The following is a 17,977-nucleotide window of genomic DNA, read 5'->3' on the forward strand; positions in this document are numbered from 1 at the left end:
TATGGACGCAGAAACAGATGACATTCAGCGGAACAAGCATCTGGCCCGGGAGGTCGACCCTATCGACCGAAAGATATTAGGCGTCCTCGTCGAGGACGCGACCATCAGCTATGCCGAGCTCGGCGAGCGCGTCGGCCTGTCGCCGCCGGCAGCACATGAGCGGGTCAAGCGGCTGAAGCGCAGCGGCGCCATCCGCGCCACATCGGCGATCATCGATCCGAGGGCGGTGAAGAAGCCACTGCTTGCCTTCGTGCATATCGACACCCGGGGCTGGGGCAAGACGCCGGAGCTGATGGCGGTCTCCAAATATCCGGAGGTCGAGGAGATCCACACGGTCGCCGGCGACACTTGCATGCTGCTTAAGGTGCGCACCGAGGACACGCGCGCGCTGGAGGGCCTGCTGGCCCGTCTCTACGATACGCCCGGCGTGACCTCGACGCGCAGCTATGTGGTGCTCTCGACCTATCTCGAGCGGCCGGTGCAGCCCGAGATCACGAACGAATGGCCGGCGCCGAAGCACATGGCGAACCCGGTTTATTAAGTCGCCGCGATCTGGTGGCGCCTGGAACGCGCCAGCAGATAGAACGCCGCGACATGCGTGATCATAAGCAGCGGCACGTAGAGGATCGGGATCGCGTAGGTCGCGCCCAACTGCCCCGCATGGCCAGGAAGATCGAGCACGGTGCCGAGATAATAGTCGCCGACAAGGTCCACCACGCCCGCGAGGTTGAAGGCGACGACCAACGGCCAGAAGATCGCGGGCCTCCCCACCGCGACCAGCGCCAGCATGGCAAGCAGGCCGGTCCCGAAATCGCCATAGGCGGCGAAGCTTGCGAAGCCAGGAGCAAGGTCGGGACCGACGACGCCCGGGATGAGGAAGACGAGGCCGAAGAAGCGGAAGCTGTGCAGCGTTGCTATCGCGCGCTGCGCCTCTATCGGCTCCATCGACCTCAGTCTTGGCCAGATATAGGCGACGAAGCAAAGCAGCCACGGCACATAGCCGAGTGCAAGATGGATGTTGAAGATCATCGCTGGTGACATCTTCGCCTCCTTCAGTGTTGGTTTTTCGCAATTCCGGAGGGAAGGCTATGGCGAAGCCGCCGAGCCTAACCGCCGAACGATTTTCCTGGAATTGCTCAATTGACCGGAACGGCTTCGAACACAGCCGTCAGAATGCCCAGCCGTCCCTCCATGAGATTGCGCCCGAGATTGGTGGCGAATTCGGCGAAACCCTGGCCCATGACGACCCCGAGATTGAGCGAGGGCGGGCCCGCGGCACGGAGCTCGGCGAACCAGGCTTTCGCGGCAGCCGTGTCGTCACGGCGGACGAGCGTGCCGAAGCCGGCGGCTTCGATCGCCTCGCAGGTCGCATCGGCCGTCAGCAGGAAGCTTTCGCCCAGCGTCTTCGCCCAGGGCACCGGATAGAGCGGATCGCCACCATTCAGCACGACGTCGAAGGTGGCGAATTTTCCGCCCGGCTTCAAAACGCGCCTGATCTCGCGGTAGAGCAGCGGCCGGTCGGCGATGTTCATCGCCACATGCTGCAACAGCGCGGCATCGAAACGGCTGTCTTCGAAAGGCAGCGCCAGAGCGCTGCCGGCTTCGAACGACACTTTGGCGTCTTGGCCGGTGCGCGTGGTCAGGTAGCGCGCGGCCTCGACGAAGGGTTCGCTTAGGTCGACTCCGATCATCGTGCAGCCATAGGTCTCGGCAAGAAACCGGGCAGGCCCGCCGACGCCCGATCCGACGTCGAGCACGGACATGCCGGCATTGATGGCGGCCAGATTGGCGAGCTCCGCAGTCGCGGCCAGCCCGCGGGTATGGAATTGGTCGAGGGTCGCCAGCTGTTCGGGCTTCAGCCGCTGTTGCTCAGGCCCAAACACCGCCAGTGCGTTCTTCAATCGATCGGTCAAGCCGGTCGCGCGATAGTGATCGCGCACGCGATCGAGTTCATCGGTCATTGCCGTTTCCTTTCAAGCTTCCAGGTCACGCAAGAGATACGACCGCTTTCTGCGAGCGCCTATCCGCGATAATGTCGATAGGTCATGAAGCAGAACTTCACAGTCAGGCACGGCGCGCTCGATGGGGTCGAAGCGTTTTTGAGCGTGGCCAAGCATCGCAATTTCCGCAAGGCAGCGGCTGAGCTTGCCGTCACCCCGTCAGCAATCAGCCAGGCGATACGCACGCTCGAGGCGCGCATCGGCACCGCGCTGTTCATCCGCACGACGCGCAGCGTCGGCCTGACGGAAGCCGGCGAGCGCTTTTTCGCCCGCGCCCGGCCGGCGTTCGAGGAACTGATCGCCGCAAGCGAGATCGCGCGCGGGATGGGCCAGCGGCCGGCGGGGCTGTTGCGCCTTTCAGTACCGCCAGCCGTGGTGCCGGTGCTGCTGGAGCCGATGATCGCCTCCTTTGCCCAGGCCTATCCCGAGATCGAGCTGGAGATCGTCGCCAGCGGCGAACTTACCGATCTCGCCGCCGAAGGATTCGACGCCGGCATCCGCATGGGCGACCTGATCGCGCCCGACATGATCGCGGTTCGCCTGACGCCCTCCTTTCCGATGGTGGTGGTCGGCAGTCCGGATTACTTGCGCCGGCGCGTCGCGCCCGAGCGCATCGAGGACCTGCGCGACCATGCCTGCCTGCGCCTGCGCCGCTCGAATGGTTCGGTCGCGCCCTGGTCCTTTGTCGACGGCAACAAGGCCGTCGAGGCAATCGTGTCGGGACCGCTCATCGCGCACGACTATCCATCGCTGCTCGGCGCGGCAATCCAGGGTATCGGGCTAGCCCAGGTGCCGAGCCCGATCGCCGAAGCGCCGATCGCCGACGGGCGACTGCAGGCGCTGCTCGACCGCTTCGCAGTGACCACGCCGGGCGTTTTCCTCTATTATCCGGAAAGGCACCAGGTGCTGCCCAAGCTGCGCGCTTTCATCGACCACATCAGACAGCCGGGCGGCGCTGACGCTCCGCGGAGCGATCGGGCACGCGGCGGCAGAGCTGACGCTTCGAAGACCCGTGAAGGCGGTTGAACCAGGCGACAAGCCGCTCGACCGCCGCGAGGAGCAGAGCGGCTTCGGCGATGCCGGTCGCATGCGCCGCGCCTTCAGAGGAGCTTCGGCCAACCACCGCAAGCGATCCGGCGTGCGACGGCGCGAAGGTAACGCCTTTCTAAATCCTTATCTTTTGTGCCACGCAAGCATTCTGCGGATCTCCTCGCGTTTTTCTTCCGACAGACCCGAGAGTAAGTCCTCGTCCAGATATCCTTGCCGGATGAGAGTTGCGAAAACGACGGTCAGTTGCGAATAGCGATAGTCGAACGTCCGATCCAAATCGCGACGTTGCTCCTTCAGATAGTCCTCGACCTCCCACATCTCGGGCGGCGTGGTCGCGGCGTTCGCCCGTCTTTTGAATTCGGCCATGATGCTGGCCAGTGCCCTCTCAAGAGCCTTGTCATATGCGGCGCGGGCAACTTTCTTTTCGGAGGGCGACCAACTAAGCTCATTCAAGGTCATAGACATCTTCCACGCAGGAGTCGGGCGGTGGATATTATCCTAACCGTGTCGCCTTTGTGACCTGTTTCCGCTTCGCCGCAGCTTGGCGGAACACCGCGCATGGCGGCCATCATTCTGCGGCGCGAGATGCGATCAACGATCGGATACGTTCCGCATCGGCCTGCGTGACAGGATTGTAGACGATCATGCCGAGCTCCGGGCGGCCGTCGACCGCGAAGACGGAGAACTCCAGCTCGATCAGCCCGATTTCGGGATGCCGCAGACGCTTCACGCCTTCGCCATGCGCCGTAACGACGTCATTGTCGCGCCAGAGTGCCGCGAACTCCGGACTGGTCCTGGAAAGCTCCTCGACGAGTTCCGTGACCTCGGCGCCGGCGCCCGCGCGGACGGCGTCGGCTCTGAAGGACCCGACCACGAAACGCGCGACACTCTGCCAGTCGTCCTGCGCATCGCGCACGCGCGGGTTGCCGAACATCAGGCGCAGGATGTTGCGTTGCTCGCGCGGCAGCTTGGAATAGTCGGTCAGCATTGCTGCCGCGGCACGGTTCCATGCCACCACATCCCATGTCGCGGTCTTGATGATCGACGGACTGGGGTCCAAGGCATCCAGCACGCGCTGCAGGCGCGGCGTCACGCTGTCCACGCTTTTGTAGCGAACTTCCGGCGGCCGCCCTAGACCCAGCATGAACAAATGCTCGCGTTCGGGCTCGGTCAGCATCAGCCCGGTCGCGATGCGATTCAGCACGTCGGCGGAGGGCGCGCCGCCCCGCCCCTGCTCCAGCCAGGTATACCAGGTCGGGCTGATATTGGCGCGCTGCGCCACCTCCTCGCGGCGCAGCCCTTGTGTGCGCCGGCGCCCCGTGGCGAAGCCGAAGGCGGCGGGATCAAGGCGCATGCGGCGATCTCGCAAAAAGGTGCCAAGCTTGTTGGTCGTTTCGAGCGCCATCGCGATCCTGTTGGCTATTATACCATGATAAAGTCACTACTTTAACAGAATGATTTATAGCGCAAATAAGGCCTCCGAACAACCACAGGAGACCTCCCATGCGTGTATTCCTTACCGGCGCGACCGGCTTCATCGGTTCCAGGATCGTGCCCGAACTTCTTGCCGCCGGGCACCAGGTGCTCGGCCTGACCCGCTCCGATGCAGGTGCGCGGTCGCTTGTCGCCGCCGGCGCCGAGCCGCATCGCGGCGACCTCGAAGACCTCGACAGCCTGCGCGACGGCGCGGCGAAATCGGATGCGGTGATACACACCGCCTTCGACCACAATTTCTCGAACTTCGTGGCGAATTGCGAAAAGGACAAACGGGTCATCGAAGCGCTGGGCGGCGCGCTCGCCGGCTCGGACCGGCTGCTCATCATCACGTCGGGTGTGGGCATGGGATCCGCCGAACACGGACAGCCGGCGAGAGAAGACGTGTTCAACACCGACCATCCCAATCCGCGCATCCTGTCGGAGCTTACCGGCGCGGCGATGGCCGAGAAGGGCGCCAAGGTGTCGGTGGTGCGGCTGCCGCAGGTGCATGACACGGTGAAGCAAGGCCTGATCACACCGCTGATCGCGCAGACGCGCGCCAAGGGCGTGTCGGCCTATCTTGGCGAGGGCCGCAACCGGTGGTCGGCGGCGCATGTGCTGGACGTCGCGAAGCTCTATCGTCTGGCGCTGGACAAGCAGGAAGCCGGCGTGCGCTACAACGCCGTCGCCGAGGAAGGCATCCCGGTGCGCGAGATCGCGGAAGTGATCGGCGCCGGGCTCAACGTGCCTGTGGTCCCGCTCTCGCAGGAAGAGGCAGCGGACCATTTCGGATGGCTTGCCATGTTCGCCGGCCTCGACATGCCGGCGTCGAGCGAATGGACGCGCGCGCATCTCGGCTGGCAGCCGACCGGACCCGGTCTCATCGCCGACCTTGAGCGGATGGATTATTCGCAAGCCGCCGCGGCCTAAGCCCAGTCCTCCGGCGGTTCAGTGACCGGCTGGACCGCTGTTCGCTCTAAGCTCGGAGCAGATCCGCCAGGCTGTCGGACTTTTCCACCTTGTCGGTGAGATCCAGCCCCGACAGCAAGTCGACCAGATGGCTGTTCATCAGCGCGGCGGCGTCGGCGCTGTCGCCGGCCTCGATGGCGTCGACCAGCGCGTGATGGGCGTGCTTCTCGCAGGTGGCGTCGCGGCGCTTCCAGTAGAGCGCGATGATCAGGGAGGAGTGCGAGACGAGGTCGCGCACGAAATTGGTGAACACCGAATGCGCGGCGATCTCGGCGATGCCGACATGGAAGCGCGCGGACAGCATGATGGCGTCGCTGTCGCGGCCGGCATGCAGCGCCTCGTGCTCCTTCTCCAGGTGTGACCGCAATTGCGCGATATCGGACGGCACCGCCGTCCTGGCGGCGAGCGCGGCCACCTTGGGTTCGATCAGCGCCCTCGCCTCGAACACTTCGCGCGCCTCGATCTTCGACGGCTGCGCGACAAAGGCGCCGCGATTGGGCTCCAGCCGCGCCAGCCGGTCATGGGCAAGGGCCTGCAGCGCGGACCGGACCACCGTGCGGCTCACCGAATAGATCGAGGCCAGTTCGTCCTCCGGCAATTTGGTGCCCGGCGCGAGACGATGGCTGACGATGGCGTCCCTCAGCCCATAATAGATCGGCGACCAGCGCGCGGCCGGCTTGTCGTCTCGATCTTCTTCCTTGAGTACCGTCAACATGCTTTCAATGCGCGGGCCCGAAATGGCCCGATCTGCCCCCCAAATCGCCGGCAGCCCGTCCAATCTAGTATCGCTCGCGCGGCGGTCAATCCCACCTGTCCGGGCGCCGGCCGGTCGCCCGGCAGCATGAAGTCGCCTAGACGACTTCGACTTCCGTGGGCGACAGCGGTGCGAACATGCCGGCGAACTGTTTGCCGCGCGGCGCGGCATAGCCACCGATCTTCGATGTCCTCAATCCCACCTTACACAGGCTCTCGGCCAGCGTGACGGCGCAGACGACGCCATCGAGCACGGGGACGCCATGTTCTTCCGAAAGGCTGTTGGCAAGGTCGGCCATGCCGGCGCAGCCGAGCACGATGGCCTCGGCGTGATCCTCGCTTATGGCGCGCGCGATCTCCTGCGATATCTTGTGCCTTGCATTCGAGCCCGGACGTTCGAGCTCGAGCACGGCGACTTCCGACGAGCGTACCTTGGCGCAGCGCGAAGCGAGACCGTATTTCGCCAGATTGTGCTCGATCGCCGGCACCGAGCGGGCAAGCGTCGTGACGACGCTGAACTTGCCGGCGATCAGGCTCGCCATATGGAAGGCGGCCTCGCCGATGCCGATGACGGGGGCTCCGCTGGCACAGCGCGCCGCGTCGAGCCCGGTGTCGTCGAAACAGGCAATCACATAGGCATCGGCTGCCGGCGCCTTGCCCATCTCGGCAATGATGCCCGGCACGGCGAAGACCTCGTCGAAGTAGCCCTCGATGCTTGGTGGACCGTCGGCCGGATTGACCGCCATGATTTCGGTTCCCGCGGAGGCGACGCTTTGCGCCGCCTCGCCGATCTTGGCGGTCATCGAGGCGGTCGTGTTGGGGTTGATGACAAGTATGCGCATTGAAATCAGCCTCAGATCTCACCGCCGAGATAAAGACGCTTGACCCGGTCGTCGGTCAGCAATTCGGCGGAGTTGCCGCTCAGCGCGACACTGCCGGTAGTCAGCGCATAGGCGCGCTGCGAGATGCGCAGCGCCATGCGCGAATTCTGCTCGACCAGCAGCACGCTGACCTTCTCGTCGCGGTTGATGGCTACGATGGAGCGGGCGATGTCCTGGACGAGCTTTGGTGCGACGCCGAGCGACGGCTCGTCGAGCAGCAGAAGCTTCGGCTTCGCCATCAGCGCACGGCCGATGACCAGCATCTGCTGTTCGCCGCCGCTCATCGTGCCGGCGGCCTGCGAGAAGCGCTCCTTCAGCCGCGGAAAGCGCCCCAGAACCATCTCCATCGACGCGGCGATCTCGGATTTGCTGGTGCGGATGAAGGCGCCCATCAGGAGGTTGTCCCTGACCGACATGAAGGGGAAGACGCGGCGCCCTTCCGGCACCATGGCGATGCCCATCTTGACGATCTCGTCTGGGGCAGCGCCGTCGATGCGCTTGCCGCCGTAATGGATCTCGCCGGACCTGATCTTGCGCAAGCCGGTGATGGCGCGAAGGATCGACGACTTGCCGGCGCCGTTGGCGCCGATCAGCGCGACGGTCTCGCCCTCGTTGACCTCGAGCGAGACGCCTTTCAGCGCATAGACGTGATCGTAATAGAGCTCGACATTGGCGAAGTTCAGGATCTGGTTCATAGGCCGATCGCCTCGTCTTCGCTGCCCAGATAGGCTTCGATCACCTTCTCGTTCGCCTGGATTTCCGACGGCGTCCCCTCGGCGATCTTCTGCCCGAAATTGAGGACCACGATGCGGTCCGAGATCTTCATCACGGCCGGCATATCGTGCTCGACGAGCAGGATGGTGAGGCCGAGGTCGCGCAGGCGCCGCACCATCGCAACCATGCGCATCGTTTCGTCGTGGTTCATGCCGGCGAAGGGCTCGTCGAGCAGGAGGATCGAAGGATCGGTGGCAAGGCCGATGGCGATGCCCAGCGCCCGTAAATGGCCGTGCGGCAGGTTGCGGGCGGTCTCATTGGCAAGCGAGGAGAGGCCGAGCAGCGCCAGGATTTCGTCGGCGGAGGCGCCGAAGGCCACCTCGTCGGCCTTCGCCGCGCCGGTGCCGAGGAAAAAGCCGAGAAGGCCTGCCTTCGAGCGCAGGTGATGCGCGATGACGACGTTGTCGCGCACGCTCATGTTCTTGAAGATGGTGGTCTCCTGGAAGGTGCGCACGACGCCCTTGCGGGCGGCGATATGCGGCGCCATGCCTGAGATGCGTTCGCCCTTCAGGCGCACCTCGCCCGTCGTGGGCTTGAGGAAGGACGAGATCAGCTTGAACAAAGTCGACTTGCCGGCGCCGTTCGGGCCGATCACCGACAGGATCTCTTTCTCGCGCACCGAGAAGGAGATGTTATTGACCGCGACCAGACCGCCGAAGCGCTTGGTGATGCCAGAGACTTCGAGCATTTCGGCCATGGCTCAAGCCTTCTTCCGGATCGAAGCCGCGAGGCTGAGCAGGCCGTTGGGCAGCACCAGCATCAGGACGATCATCAGACCGGAATAGATGAGCAGTTGGAATTGGCCCGTCTGGAACAAGAGATCCCAGCCGAAATAGAGCACGAGCGTGCCGAGCATCGGCCCGAACACGTAGCCGAGGCCGCCAAGGAAACAGTTCAGCATGAAGTTGACGGAATCGGTGACCGTGAAGCTCGACGGATAGATCGATTGCGAGATGGCGGCGAAGATGGCGCCGGCCACGCCACCGAAGAAGGACGACACGGCGTAGGCGATGATGCGCAGAGAAGCGATGTTGACGCCGATCGAGGAGGCCAGTTCCTCATTCTGCTGCAGCGACTGGCAAAGCTTGCCGATGCGCGAATTGACCAGCCGGTACATGACCCCGAAGCAGACCACCATCAGCGTGACCGCCAGAAGATAGAAGGCAAGCCGCGAATTCTGCAGCGTGGCGAAATCCGGAATGATGGTCAGGCCGAAGACCGACAGCGCGCCGGGCAGCGGGATGCTGACGATGCCCTTGGCGCCGTTGGTGATCGGCAGCGCCAGCGCGAGCAGCCGCGCCACCTCGGTCAGCACCAGCGTGACCATGGCGAAGTAAACGCCACGCAGCCGCAGGATCGGCAGGCCGATCAGCACGCTCGCAGCGGCGCAAAAAAGTCCGGCCACCGGTAAGGTCAACCAGAACGACCAGCCATAGTTCATCACCAGTATGGCCGAGACATAGCCGCCCATCAGCGCGTAGGCGCCCTGGCCGATGTTGATGCGGCCGATGTAGAAGGTGAGCCAAACGCCGGCGCTGGCGATGCTGAGCAGCGCCACCGAGGTCAGCGTGTAATAGAGGTCGAAGCGGCCGCTTCCCGAGATCGCGGCCGGCACCGCGATGAAGACGATCGCCAGGAAGGCCGCGACCGACGCGATTTTCATGTTGCGATTGCGGGTCATGGCGCCATCAACCCCACGGCTTGCCCATCAGCCCGTTGGGGCGGATCGACAGGAACACCATCAGGGCAGCGAAGATGACGAGATAGGTGATGTCGCCATATTCGCGCAGCACGGTGAGGCCGACCGACTCCATCATGCCGAGAATGAAGCCGCCGGCGATGGCCCCGCCGACGACGCCGGCGCCGCCGATCATCACCATCAGGAAGGCCTTGATGGAGATCGGCCCGCCAATGCCTGAGTTGACGCCGGTGATGGTGACCAGCAGCCCGCCGACGACGCCCGCGAGCATGGCGCCCATGGCGAAACCGATCATCGAATAGCGGTCGACACGGACGCCCATCAGCTGGGCCGCGACGCGGTCCTGGGCAAGCGCGCGCATGGCGCGCCCGACCCGGCTGTACTGCATATAGAGCACGAAGGCGGCGATGAAGACGATGGCCAGCACGCCGACGACCATACGATCGTAAGGCATGATGATGCCGGCCTCGTTGAAGACGCCCTTGACGATCTTGGGAACGCCGCGCTGCTTTTCGCCGAACAGAAGCAGGATGACGGCGTCGAAGAAAAAGGCCGTCGCGGCGGCGAGCAGCATGGTGCTCTCCTCGCGATGGCTGCGCCTGATGACGGTGCGGAAGAGGAATTTCTCCATCAGCGCGCCGATGACGGCGAGCGTGACGCCGGAGGCGAGCAGCGCCACCACGAAAGGCAGCCCGAGCTGGCCGTAGACGGTGTAGGTGATGAAGCCGCCCAGCACATACATCTGCCCGTGGGCGAAATTGAGCACGTTCATCAGGGCGAAGATCAGGGTCAAGCCCAGCGCGATCAGCGCGTATTGGGCACCGAGATACAATCCGTTGGCGATGACCTGTTCCATGGATACCTTCGATCTTCCGCGGGGTCCGGCCTATCGGACCCCGCGGCAAGCTGCAGGAAATGTCGCTCGAAGGTAGCGCTAGTCGACGGAGCCGACGAACAAGGTCTGGAAAGCGCCATCCTTATATTCGTTGACCACCATCGGCACCGAAAGCTGGCGCTTCTGGCCGAAGGACGTCATGCCGACATAGCTGAGCTTCGCGTCGCCCTTCAGGAAGGGATTGGGCGCCGAGAAAGTGTCCATGGTCTTCTTGAATTCGGCGACGTCGTTGATGGCCGCCGGATTGGCCTTCAAGGTCTCGATGATGTATTCGAGCGCATAGACCTTGGTGTTGGACTCGTCGTTGTATTCGCCGAACATCTTGGTGTAGCGGGCGACGAATTCCTTCATCGCGTCCGAGGCGATCTCCGGCGTGGAGGCACCGCCGACGGAGATGAAGCCGTTGGCGTATTCGCCGGCGCCCTCTTCCAGGACCTTGGCGTCCTGCGCGGTTTCCGTCGAGATCAGGCCTTCATAGCCAAGCTCGCGGGCGGCGCGGATGAGCAGCGGCGCGTTGGCCGGCGCCACGCCCGACAGGACGAGCAGGTCGGGCTTCAAGGCGACGATCGGCGTCAGCACCGGCGTGAAGTCGCGGGTGTCGTTCTGGTAAGTGTCGTTCTGGGCGACGACTTCCAGTCCAAGTGCCTTCGCCGCCTCGACGCCACTGTCGCGCTGGCTGAGCGGGTCGGATTCATTGGCCGCGACAAAGGCGATCTTCTTCACGCCTTTGTTTTCCTTGAGGTATTTGTAGATAGCCGGACCGGACTGGTAGTTGGCGATCATGCCGAGCACCGCATTGGAGGCGGGCTTCTGGTAGAGCGCCTTGGGGAAGGCGTAGGGGAAATAGATGATGCCGTTGGCCTCGGCAACGGGGCGCACCGCGGCGGCGCCGTCATCGACGTTCGGGCCGACGACATAGTGGACACCTTCCTGCGCCATCTTCTCCATGCCGGCGATGGCGCGCTTGGGATCCTTCTGGTCGTCGAAGGTGACGATGTTGATCTTGTAGGTGTCGTTGCCGATCTTGACGCCACCGGTTTCGTTGATCCAGGCGGCGCGGGTCTGCATCGAGCGCACATTCGACGTGCCCCAGGCGGCAGCGGGGCCGCTGGTAACGCCGACGAAGCCGATCTTCAGTTCCTTGTTTTCAGCCTGCGCGGACGAGATGCCGAGAGCGGCAAGCGCCAGGGTCGAGACGGCGCCGAGCGCCATTGATTTCAGAGTCGAGCGACGGTTGATCATAGCTTCAGTTCCCCTTGGTTATCGCGCTTTGTGTTTTGCTCGTAGGCTGCGCGTATAGCGTAAGGGAAACCGGCCGAGATCGATTGTCAACATCTTTCTTCGGTATTGTATACAATATCTGGATCGACTGCGTGCGACCCGCAGCCCGTGAGAGGACCGGCATTCAAAGGAGGCCACGTCCGGCCAGTCACAGCCACCCCAGCGGCTCCGATGAAGCCGCGGGGACCATAAATGCAAAGAGGGTCGAGGCTTATCGAACACTGGTCCCGAGGAACGCTGACCCGGGGAATCCTACTTCCCGCAATAGTTATCGTTGATGTCGTTTACCGCATTCGCGTCCGGTCCGACGCGGTGATACGCGCAGGCGCCCGCCGCCGTGGTGGTCATCTGCCGATCGTAATAGCGCGGACCGCCGAACAGCGTCTCGATGATGTCGTCGCTGGCCGGAACATAACGCTCCTGTTTGACGACGCGGTAGCGATGTTCGCCGGCGCCAGCCGGGCCGGCCATCATGGCCGCTGTGACAAGCATGAGCGCGGCGATTGCAAAAAATTTCGTCATAGCAGCGACCTTCCGGGCAGCGACCTTCCGGCAATTTGATTTGCAGCATATCCAAAATCGCCAGCGGAGCAAAAGTTCCCATAGCTGCTTTCAGCACCGCTAATGCTCGACAGAGCGGCAGATCTGCAGGTCGCCTAGAATCTGTCGACTTCTATCGATGGCCTGGATTCGCTGGAGCGTCCTGTGCCATCCGATACTACTTCACCGTACTCGCCTTAACTCGATTGTCTCTATGCATTGTAACGCGTTGATTTATGAGCGCAAAATATTCCCCCTGACGGACCGTCACAGATGCATTCGTTCGGACTTTGTGAAGCGCATGAACATCAAACTAGTTGTCGACGATCTGCGCGCCCATTCATTTCTTTTTGAACTCAAACAGTTCAACCAGATTGCCCGACGGATCTTCCACAAGTCTGGCGCGACCAGCTCCCGCCTCGCTGATTTCTCCTTTGAATTTGGCGCCTGCATCGTTCAACCGGCCGACGAGGGCGTCTATGTCTTTTGTGACGATCATGAACCGGTTCCATCCGCCGGGCTCCGGTTTACCGCCGGCAGTTCCTCCACTGCCTGCCCCCGGAGCACTAAGGTAAAGCGTGAGATCATCGCGAATGAGCGCTGCGAACTTGCCAGGGTTGTGCATGTCAACCTTGAACTCGAGTTTATCGCGATAAAACGCGACCGAACTGTCAATGTCTGTCACGATGTATCGGATAGATGCCATGGTCCGTGCTCCTTTCACTGTAGAAAGTGAACTGGCCAATGCGAACGTGGTTCCTTGGCAATGGGGATCACGGCCAACAGTCGGCCCGTCGGCTGATGAGAACACGACCTGGCCCTCTACCGCCTGTGGAGCCGCGTCGCTCGATTTATCGCTGGCCTCCAATTCGCTTACTCTCCTACCCCATGCTACTCCGCGGTACTCCCTGTCATTCCCCGGCGCGGCACCACACTGATCGGCGTGAACGTGTAGACCGGCTCGCCGCGTTGGTTGAACGCCGTCCACTTGGTCCGGACGAGCCCTTGCGGCTTCGTTTTCGACGGAATGAGTTCGGTCACTTCACCTTCAAGATGGAGGACATCGTCCGGCCGAACGGGGGCGAGCCAGCGCAATTCATCCACGCCTATACCCAACAGGGGATGCCGCCCGCCGGCACCAACCTCGACCAACAGACGCATTGCGATCGCGGCAGTATGCCAGCCAGAGGCCGCAAGGCCTTTCAGCGGCGTTAGAGCGGCAGCGGCTTCGTCGAGGTGAATCGGCTGCGGGTCGAACTCCGATGCAAAGCGCTTGATGTCCTCACGCGTGATCCGCTTCCCGCGGCTCCTGAAGCGCATGCCTAGTGCGAAATCGTCGAACCACTCAATCGTCGGCTTATCCTGGATATGATCTAGGTTCGGGATCACGGGTTTGGACTGAGTGTCAGTATTCGTCGTCATGATCGTCTCCGATAGCTTGCAGGGTGGATGCGACGTTGTTGCCGTAGCCCTCGCGGGCTAGAGGCGAGTGGGGGTACAGGACCAGGGGCGGAACCATGAGTGATGCCGGGTCGACCGTCGCCGCTCAGGGAGTCAGTTCGAGGATCAGGTTGATCGGCGTCTGCACGGCGCGCCGCAGGCTGGAAAACCCCGCTTCGCGCGCCACCTTGCGCAGTCGCTCTTCGCCCGCCTGGGCACCGAGGCCGAGCCCGACTTCCTGCGACAGCGAGTTCGGCGTGCATGCCATCGCCGATGCGGCGTAGTACATGCGGCCGATCGGGTTCAGGTTCTCCTCCAGCCGGTCGCCCGCATAGGGCTCCACCAGCAGCACCTTGCCATCGGGCTTGAGCGCCTTGCGGCAGCGCGCGAGCGCGCCGACGGGATCGCCGAGATCATGCAGGCAGTCCATGAAGCAGACGAGATCGAAGTCTTCACCGTCGAATTCGGTCGCAGACTTGACTTCGAAAGCGATGTTGCCGGTCACGCCCTGCTCGGCGGCGCGTGCGCGCGCGGTCGCGATCGACCCGTCGTGATAGTCGAGGCCGATGAAACTCGATTTGGGGAACGCCTGCGCCATTAAGATAGTGGAGGCGCCGTGTCCGCGACCGACGTCGGCAACCCGGGCGCCTCGCTTCAGGCGCTCGACGACGCCATCGAGCGCCGGCAGCCACTCGTTCACCAGACATGCACGATAGCCGGTGCGGAAAAAGCTCTCGGTGCCGCAGAACAAGCGATGATTATGCGCGTGCCAGCCCAAGCCTTCGCCCGAGCGAAAGGCCGCGACGATCTGATCTTCGTCGAGCCAGAACGAGGCCGCGACCTCGAAGGCAGATGCCATGAAGATGGAGCTCTGCTCGAGCGCCAGCACCATCGCTTGCGCCGGCGGCAGCGCGTAAGTCTGCTTCGCGGGATCATAGGCGACATAGCCGCCGGCTGCCTGATTGGCGAGCCATTCACGGATATAGCGCTCCCGAATGCCAGTGGCTTCAGCAAGCGCCGTCGAGGTGCAGGCGCCGAGATCGGCCATCGCCTGATAGAGTCCGAGCTTGCGCCCGACATTGACGAGCACGCCGGAAAAGGCGGCGCCGAGGTCGGTAACGACCCGCCCGATGAAAGCTTCGACTTCGCTCGGCGCTGGCGGTGGTGTGAACTGGGTCATGACCGGTTTCCTTTTGCGTTGGTGTAGCGCGGCCGAAAGCAGCCGCTTGCTGCAGCGCCTGAGATATTCGGCAAAAGGGAAGCAGGTCTTGATATACTGCGCCAAAGCCTTGCGAGATCGTGCCAATGACGACGGAAAGACGCGCGGCAGCCAAGCTCGCTACGCCGAGCATTAATCTGGCCAGCATCGTCTACGGCCTCGACGCCTATATGCGCTCGCGCGGGGGTCATGCAGGCGAAGCCTTGCGCCGTACCGAGCTCGAGCCGGGGGATCTGACCGACCCTGACCGACGCGTACCGCTCATTCGCTATCTGGAGCTGCTGGAAATCTGCGCTGACGTCTTGGAGGATCGGCAATTCGGCTTAAAGTTCGGAGCTCAGTACGATCCGCGCCACGCCGGCGTCGTCGGCAATATCGCCTTGGCCTCGCGCACGGTAGGCGAAGCCTTGGAATCCATGGGCCGCTATCTGCCGACCATGGTCGACGCCACGGTTCATGGTGTGGAAGTGAGCGATGGGGTCGCCTTTTGTGTATTCCTACTACATCGACCCGCTGATGATGTCGTACCGGCAGAAAGGCGACTGGGCGATCGCTTTCGCGTGCAACCTCATGCGCGTCGGGCTCGGCGATCCACGTTGGACCCCGCAGGAAGTCCTGCTCCCGCAATTGGCGGATGAAACGCCAGCGGAACGCCGCGGCCGCGCGGAGATCATGGGTGACAATATTCGGGTGGGCCACCCCTGGGCCGGCATCCGGTTTGACGCCGGCCTGCTTAAACGGCCAATGGCGACGGCCGATGCCATGATCGAGAGCCTGATGCGCCATTACGGCGATCTTCGGCTCGCCGCTTTGCCGGAACAACGCGGCGCGATCGAGCAGTTGCGGCGCGAGATCGCCCGCGCGTTGGTCAAGGGCGAAATCGGCATCGAGCACCTCGCTAACGCGACTAGCACCTCCGTGCGGACGCTGCAGCGGCGGCTGAAGGAAGCCGGCGTGAATTACAACGACCTGCTGAACGATGTTCGCAAAACGCTGGCGCTGAATCTCTTGGAGAATGAGACGCTGGCGCTGGGTGAGATCGCCTTTTCACTCGGTTACTCTGAAGTCAGCGCGTTCAATCACGCCTTCCGGCGCTGGGTTGGCCAATCGCCGGGCGATTATCGCCGCCTGCGAGCGGCTCGTTCCAATTCCGCCGCAGAGAAGAATTCAGAACCATCGGCCACGGGATCGATTTAAAATGGCTCCGCTCATCGAACGTCGACTCCAGTTCCATCAATGACTTGGGACAAACAACGGCTCGAAGAGACGATGGAGGGCAGGTGATCGACGAACTATCCCGTAACCCTCTACTTTTTCTACGCTATTCCTCTCCAAAGCCCGCCGGGGTATCCCCACACCCTCACTCCCACTCGATCGTCCCCGGCGGTTTCGACGTCACGTCATACACCACCCGGTTGATGCCCTTGACCTCGTTGATGATGCGGGTGGCGGCGGCGGCGAGGAAGTTCATGTCGTGGTGGTAGAAGTCGGCCGTCATGCCGTCGACGGAGGTGACGGCGCGCAGCGCGCAGACGAATTCATAGGTGCGGCCGTCACCCATGACGCCCACCGTCTGCACTGGTAGCAGCACAGCGAAGGCCTGCCAGATGGCGTCGTAGAGGCCGGCCTTGCGGATCTCGTCGAGATAGATGGCGTCGGCCTCGCGAAGGATTTCCAGCTTCTCGCGCGTGATGCCGCCCGGGCAGCGAATGGCGAGGCCGGGGCCTGGGAAGGGATGGCGGCCAATGAAGCTCTCGGGCAGGCCGAGTTCCTTGCCGAGCGCCCTCACCTCATCCTTGAACAATTCGCGCAGCGGCTCGACCAGCTTCATGTTCATGCGCTCGGGCAGGCCGCCGACATTGTGGTGCGACTTGATCGTCACAGACGGGCCACCGGAGAAGGAGACGCTCTCGATGACATCGGGATAGAGCGTGCCTTGGGCCAGGAAATCGGCGCCGCCGAGCTTCTTCGCCTCTTCCTCGAACACCTCGATGAACAGCCGGCCGATGGTCTTGCGCTTCTTTTCGGGGTCGGCCTCGCCTTCCAGCGCCGAGATGAAGCGGTCGGAAGCATCGACCAGGATCAGCGGCAGGTTGTAGTGCTGGCGGAACATCTCCACCACGCCCTTGGCCTCGTCCTTGCGCATCAGGCCGTGGTCGACGAGGATGCAGGTCAGCTGCTCGCCGACCGCCTCGTGGATGAGAAGCGCCGCGACGGAGGAGTCGACGCCGCCCGAAAGCGCGCAGATGACCTTGCCCTTGCCGACCTGCTTGCGGATCGTCTCCACCGCGTGCTCGCGATAGGCGCGCATCGTCCAGTCGCCCTCGATGCCGGCGATGTTGTGGACGAAGTTCCTGAGCAGCCTTGCGCCGTCCGGCGTGTGCACCACTTCCGGATGGAACATGATGCCGTACATCTTGCGCTCGATATCGCCGAAGATCGCGAAGGGCGAGCTTTCCGACTTGCCGAGCACCTTGAAGCCCGGCGGCAGTTCGATGACGCGGTCGCCATGGCTCATCCACACCTGATGGCGCTGGCCGGGCGCCCACAGACCTTCGAACAGCGGGCTCTCCTTCTCGATCTCGACGAAAGCGCGGCCGAACTCACGATGATTGGAGCTTTCGGCGACGCCGCCCATCTGCACGCAGAGCGCCATCTGGCCGTAGCAGATGCCGAGCACCGGCACGCCGGCGTCGAAGACGATCTGCGGCGCGCGCGGGCTGCCGATGTCGGTGGTCGAGGCCGGGCCGCCCGACAGGATCACCGCTTTCGGCTTGATGCGCTTGAAGGCCGCTTCGGCCGACTGGAACGGCACGATCTCGGAAAAGACGCCGGCCTCGCGGATGCGGCGGGCGATGAGCTGCGTGAACTGGCTGCCGAAATCGACAATCAGAACGGTGTCGGGATGATTGGCTGTCGTCGTCATGGCGAGCCTTTAGAGAAAGAAACGAGTCGGCGCAATGGCTCAGCGCTGCGGCTTTCAGTCCCTTTGGGCCTAAC

The 17,977-nt window shown here is 63.1% G+C and carries 20 protein-coding genes and 1 pseudogene; 5 read left to right on the plus strand and 16 right to left on the minus strand.

Annotated elements, in window-relative coordinates:
• Window position 1: 1 nt before the first annotated feature.
• Window positions 2-541, plus strand: coding sequence for an Lrp/AsnC family transcriptional regulator (locus LB565_RS18195; protein WP_224586346.1), 540 nt, complete (start codon window positions 2-4; stop codon window positions 539-541).
• Here LB565_RS18195 and LB565_RS18200 read toward each other — a convergent pair.
• A complete protein-coding gene (locus tag LB565_RS18200; protein WP_224586348.1) occupies window positions 538-1,041 on the minus strand; it encodes a hypothetical protein in 504 nt (167 codons plus the stop codon). The genes LB565_RS18195 and LB565_RS18200 overlap by 4 nt on opposite strands.
• A 95-nt stretch (window positions 1,042-1,136) precedes the next feature.
• Entirely contained in the window at window positions 1,137-1,961 is an 825-nt protein-coding gene (locus tag LB565_RS18205; protein WP_224586350.1) for a class I SAM-dependent methyltransferase, read from the minus strand.
• An 84-nt stretch (window positions 1,962-2,045) separates the two neighbouring features.
• Here LB565_RS18205 and LB565_RS18210 point away from each other — a divergent pair, with 84 nt between their 5' ends.
• Window positions 2,046-3,026 (plus strand): LysR family transcriptional regulator, encoded by a 981-nt coding sequence (locus LB565_RS18210; protein ID WP_224586352.1) that lies wholly within the window; start codon window positions 2,046-2,048, stop codon window positions 3,024-3,026.
• Between the two features lie 147 nt (window positions 3,027-3,173).
• Here LB565_RS18210 and LB565_RS18215 read toward each other — a convergent pair whose 3' ends face one another.
• On the minus strand, window positions 3,174-3,509 hold the full coding sequence (locus LB565_RS18215) for a hypothetical protein (protein ID WP_224586354.1): 336 nt from the start codon (window positions 3,507-3,509) through the stop codon (window positions 3,174-3,176).
• A gap of 109 nt (window positions 3,510-3,618) precedes the next feature.
• Window positions 3,619-4,455, minus strand: a complete 837-nt coding sequence (locus LB565_RS18220) for a helix-turn-helix transcriptional regulator (protein WP_224586356.1) — start codon at window positions 4,453-4,455, stop codon at window positions 3,619-3,621.
• 98 nt (window positions 4,456-4,553) lie between these two features.
• Between LB565_RS18220 and LB565_RS18225 the strand changes: the two genes are divergently transcribed.
• Complete coding sequence (locus LB565_RS18225) at window positions 4,554-5,456, plus strand: SDR family oxidoreductase (RefSeq protein WP_224586358.1); 903 nt, start codon at window positions 4,554-4,556, stop codon at window positions 5,454-5,456.
• 46 nt (window positions 5,457-5,502) lie between these two features.
• On the opposite strand, the gene LB565_RS18230 is transcribed toward LB565_RS18225, so the two are convergent.
• The 11 genes from LB565_RS18230 to LB565_RS18280 form a co-directional block, all read right to left on the minus strand.
• The gene (locus LB565_RS18230) at window positions 5,503-6,210 is read right to left on the minus strand and encodes a GntR family transcriptional regulator (protein ID WP_224517853.1); all 708 of its coding nucleotides are present in this window, start codon (window positions 6,208-6,210) and stop codon (window positions 5,503-5,505) included.
• A gap of 136 nt (window positions 6,211-6,346) precedes the next feature.
• Window positions 6,347-7,090, minus strand: coding sequence for an aspartate/glutamate racemase family protein (locus LB565_RS18235; RefSeq protein ID WP_224586360.1), 744 nt, complete (start codon window positions 7,088-7,090; stop codon window positions 6,347-6,349).
• A gap of 11 nt (window positions 7,091-7,101) precedes the next feature.
• Window positions 7,102-7,824, minus strand: a complete 723-nt coding sequence (locus LB565_RS18240; RefSeq protein ID WP_224586361.1) for an ABC transporter ATP-binding protein — start codon at window positions 7,822-7,824, stop codon at window positions 7,102-7,104.
• A complete protein-coding gene (locus LB565_RS18245; protein ID WP_224586363.1) occupies window positions 7,821-8,600 on the minus strand; it encodes an ABC transporter ATP-binding protein in 780 nt (259 codons plus the stop codon). The genes LB565_RS18240 and LB565_RS18245 overlap by 4 nt, the downstream gene beginning before the upstream one ends.
• A gap of 3 nt (window positions 8,601-8,603) precedes the next feature.
• Window positions 8,604-9,584: a branched-chain amino acid ABC transporter permease gene (locus tag LB565_RS18250; RefSeq protein WP_224586365.1), complete on the minus strand. Its 981-nt coding sequence runs from the start codon at window positions 9,582-9,584 to the stop codon at window positions 8,604-8,606.
• 7 nt (window positions 9,585-9,591) lie between these two features.
• On the minus strand, window positions 9,592-10,458 hold the full coding sequence (locus LB565_RS18255; protein ID WP_224586367.1) for a branched-chain amino acid ABC transporter permease: 867 nt from the start codon (window positions 10,456-10,458) through the stop codon (window positions 9,592-9,594).
• Between the two features lie 78 nt (window positions 10,459-10,536).
• Entirely contained in the window at window positions 10,537-11,739 is a 1,203-nt protein-coding gene (locus tag LB565_RS18260; RefSeq protein ID WP_224586369.1) for an ABC transporter substrate-binding protein, read from the minus strand.
• Between the two features lie 291 nt (window positions 11,740-12,030).
• Complete coding sequence (locus tag LB565_RS18265) at window positions 12,031-12,300, minus strand: hypothetical protein (RefSeq protein ID WP_224586371.1); 270 nt, start codon at window positions 12,298-12,300, stop codon at window positions 12,031-12,033.
• Window positions 12,301-12,658: 358 nt separating this feature from the next.
• The gene (locus tag LB565_RS18270) at window positions 12,659-13,024 is read right to left on the minus strand and encodes a VOC family protein (RefSeq protein WP_224586373.1); all 366 of its coding nucleotides are present in this window, start codon (window positions 13,022-13,024) and stop codon (window positions 12,659-12,661) included.
• Between the two features lie 185 nt (window positions 13,025-13,209).
• Complete coding sequence (locus LB565_RS18275) at window positions 13,210-13,638, minus strand: MaoC family dehydratase (protein WP_224586490.1); 429 nt, start codon at window positions 13,636-13,638, stop codon at window positions 13,210-13,212.
• Window positions 13,639-13,864: 226 nt separating this feature from the next.
• Entirely contained in the window at window positions 13,865-14,938 is a 1,074-nt protein-coding gene (locus LB565_RS18280) for a class I SAM-dependent methyltransferase (RefSeq protein ID WP_224586374.1), read from the minus strand.
• A 209-nt stretch (window positions 14,939-15,147) separates the two neighbouring features.
• Between LB565_RS18280 and LB565_RS30050 the strand changes: the two are divergent.
• Both LB565_RS30050 and LB565_RS18290 read left to right on the plus strand, forming a co-directional pair.
• Window positions 15,148-15,429 (plus strand): annotated as a pseudogene (locus LB565_RS30050) (AraC family transcriptional regulator ligand-binding domain-containing protein); the annotation flags it as partial.
• Between the two features lie 22 nt (window positions 15,430-15,451).
• The gene (locus LB565_RS18290) at window positions 15,452-16,174 is read left to right on the plus strand and encodes a helix-turn-helix domain-containing protein (protein ID WP_224586375.1); all 723 of its coding nucleotides are present in this window, start codon (window positions 15,452-15,454) and stop codon (window positions 16,172-16,174) included.
• Window positions 16,175-16,337: 163 nt separating this feature from the next.
• Here the strand turns inward: LB565_RS18290 and guaA are convergent, their stop codons facing one another.
• Window positions 16,338-17,903, minus strand: a complete 1,566-nt coding sequence (gene guaA / locus LB565_RS18295) for a glutamine-hydrolyzing GMP synthase (protein WP_224586376.1) — start codon at window positions 17,901-17,903, stop codon at window positions 16,338-16,340.
• Window positions 17,904-17,977: the final 74 nt, after the last annotated feature.

It is taken from the genome of Mesorhizobium sp. CA14 (genome assembly GCF_020165195.1).
GTDB lineage: Bacteria > Pseudomonadota > Alphaproteobacteria > Rhizobiales > Rhizobiaceae > Mesorhizobium.

What these genes read in the sequence shown, in the direction of transcription:
- LB565_RS18195 (WP_224586346.1), top strand. Translation starts at nt 2, where the DNA reads ATGGACGCAGAAACAGATGACATTCAGCGGAACAAGCATCTGGCCCGG.
- LB565_RS18220 (WP_224586356.1), bottom strand. Translation starts at nt 4,455, where the DNA reads ATGGCGCTCGAAACGACCAACAAGCTTGGCACCTTTTTGCGAGATCGC.
- LB565_RS18265 (WP_224586371.1), bottom strand. Translation starts at nt 12,300, where the DNA reads ATGACGAAATTTTTTGCAATCGCCGCGCTCATGCTTGTCACAGCGGCC.
- LB565_RS18290 (WP_224586375.1), top strand. Translation starts at nt 15,452, where the DNA reads ATGGGGTCGCCTTTTGTGTATTCCTACTACATCGACCCGCTGATGATG.
- LB565_RS18235 (WP_224586360.1), bottom strand. Translation starts at nt 7,090, where the DNA reads ATGCGCATACTTGTCATCAACCCCAACACGACCGCCTCGATGACCGCC.
- LB565_RS18270 (WP_224586373.1), bottom strand. Translation starts at nt 13,024, where the DNA reads ATGGCATCTATCCGATACATCGTGACAGACATTGACAGTTCGGTCGCG.
- LB565_RS18205 (WP_224586350.1), bottom strand. Translation starts at nt 1,961, where the DNA reads ATGACCGATGAACTCGATCGCGTGCGCGATCACTATCGCGCGACCGGC.
- LB565_RS18210 (WP_224586352.1), top strand. Translation starts at nt 2,046, where the DNA reads ATGAAGCAGAACTTCACAGTCAGGCACGGCGCGCTCGATGGGGTCGAA.
- LB565_RS18275 (WP_224586490.1), bottom strand. Translation starts at nt 13,638, where the DNA reads ATGCGCTTCAGGAGCCGCGGGAAGCGGATCACGCGTGAGGACATCAAG.
- LB565_RS18225 (WP_224586358.1), top strand. Translation starts at nt 4,554, where the DNA reads ATGCGTGTATTCCTTACCGGCGCGACCGGCTTCATCGGTTCCAGGATC.
- LB565_RS18260 (WP_224586369.1), bottom strand. Translation starts at nt 11,739, where the DNA reads ATGATCAACCGTCGCTCGACTCTGAAATCAATGGCGCTCGGCGCCGTC.
- LB565_RS18230 (WP_224517853.1), bottom strand. Translation starts at nt 6,210, where the DNA reads ATGTTGACGGTACTCAAGGAAGAAGATCGAGACGACAAGCCGGCCGCG.
- LB565_RS18200 (WP_224586348.1), bottom strand. Translation starts at nt 1,041, where the DNA reads ATGTCACCAGCGATGATCTTCAACATCCATCTTGCACTCGGCTATGTG.
- LB565_RS18240 (WP_224586361.1), bottom strand. Translation starts at nt 7,824, where the DNA reads ATGAACCAGATCCTGAACTTCGCCAATGTCGAGCTCTATTACGATCAC.
- guaA (WP_224586376.1), bottom strand. Translation starts at nt 17,903, where the DNA reads ATGACGACGACAGCCAATCATCCCGACACCGTTCTGATTGTCGATTTC.
- LB565_RS18215 (WP_224586354.1), bottom strand. Translation starts at nt 3,509, where the DNA reads ATGACCTTGAATGAGCTTAGTTGGTCGCCCTCCGAAAAGAAAGTTGCC.
- LB565_RS18255 (WP_224586367.1), bottom strand. Translation starts at nt 10,458, where the DNA reads ATGGAACAGGTCATCGCCAACGGATTGTATCTCGGTGCCCAATACGCG.
- LB565_RS18245 (WP_224586363.1), bottom strand. Translation starts at nt 8,600, where the DNA reads ATGGCCGAAATGCTCGAAGTCTCTGGCATCACCAAGCGCTTCGGCGGT.
- LB565_RS18250 (WP_224586365.1), bottom strand. Translation starts at nt 9,584, where the DNA reads ATGACCCGCAATCGCAACATGAAAATCGCGTCGGTCGCGGCCTTCCTG.
- LB565_RS18280 (WP_224586374.1), bottom strand. Translation starts at nt 14,938, where the DNA reads ATGACCCAGTTCACACCACCGCCAGCGCCGAGCGAAGTCGAAGCTTTC.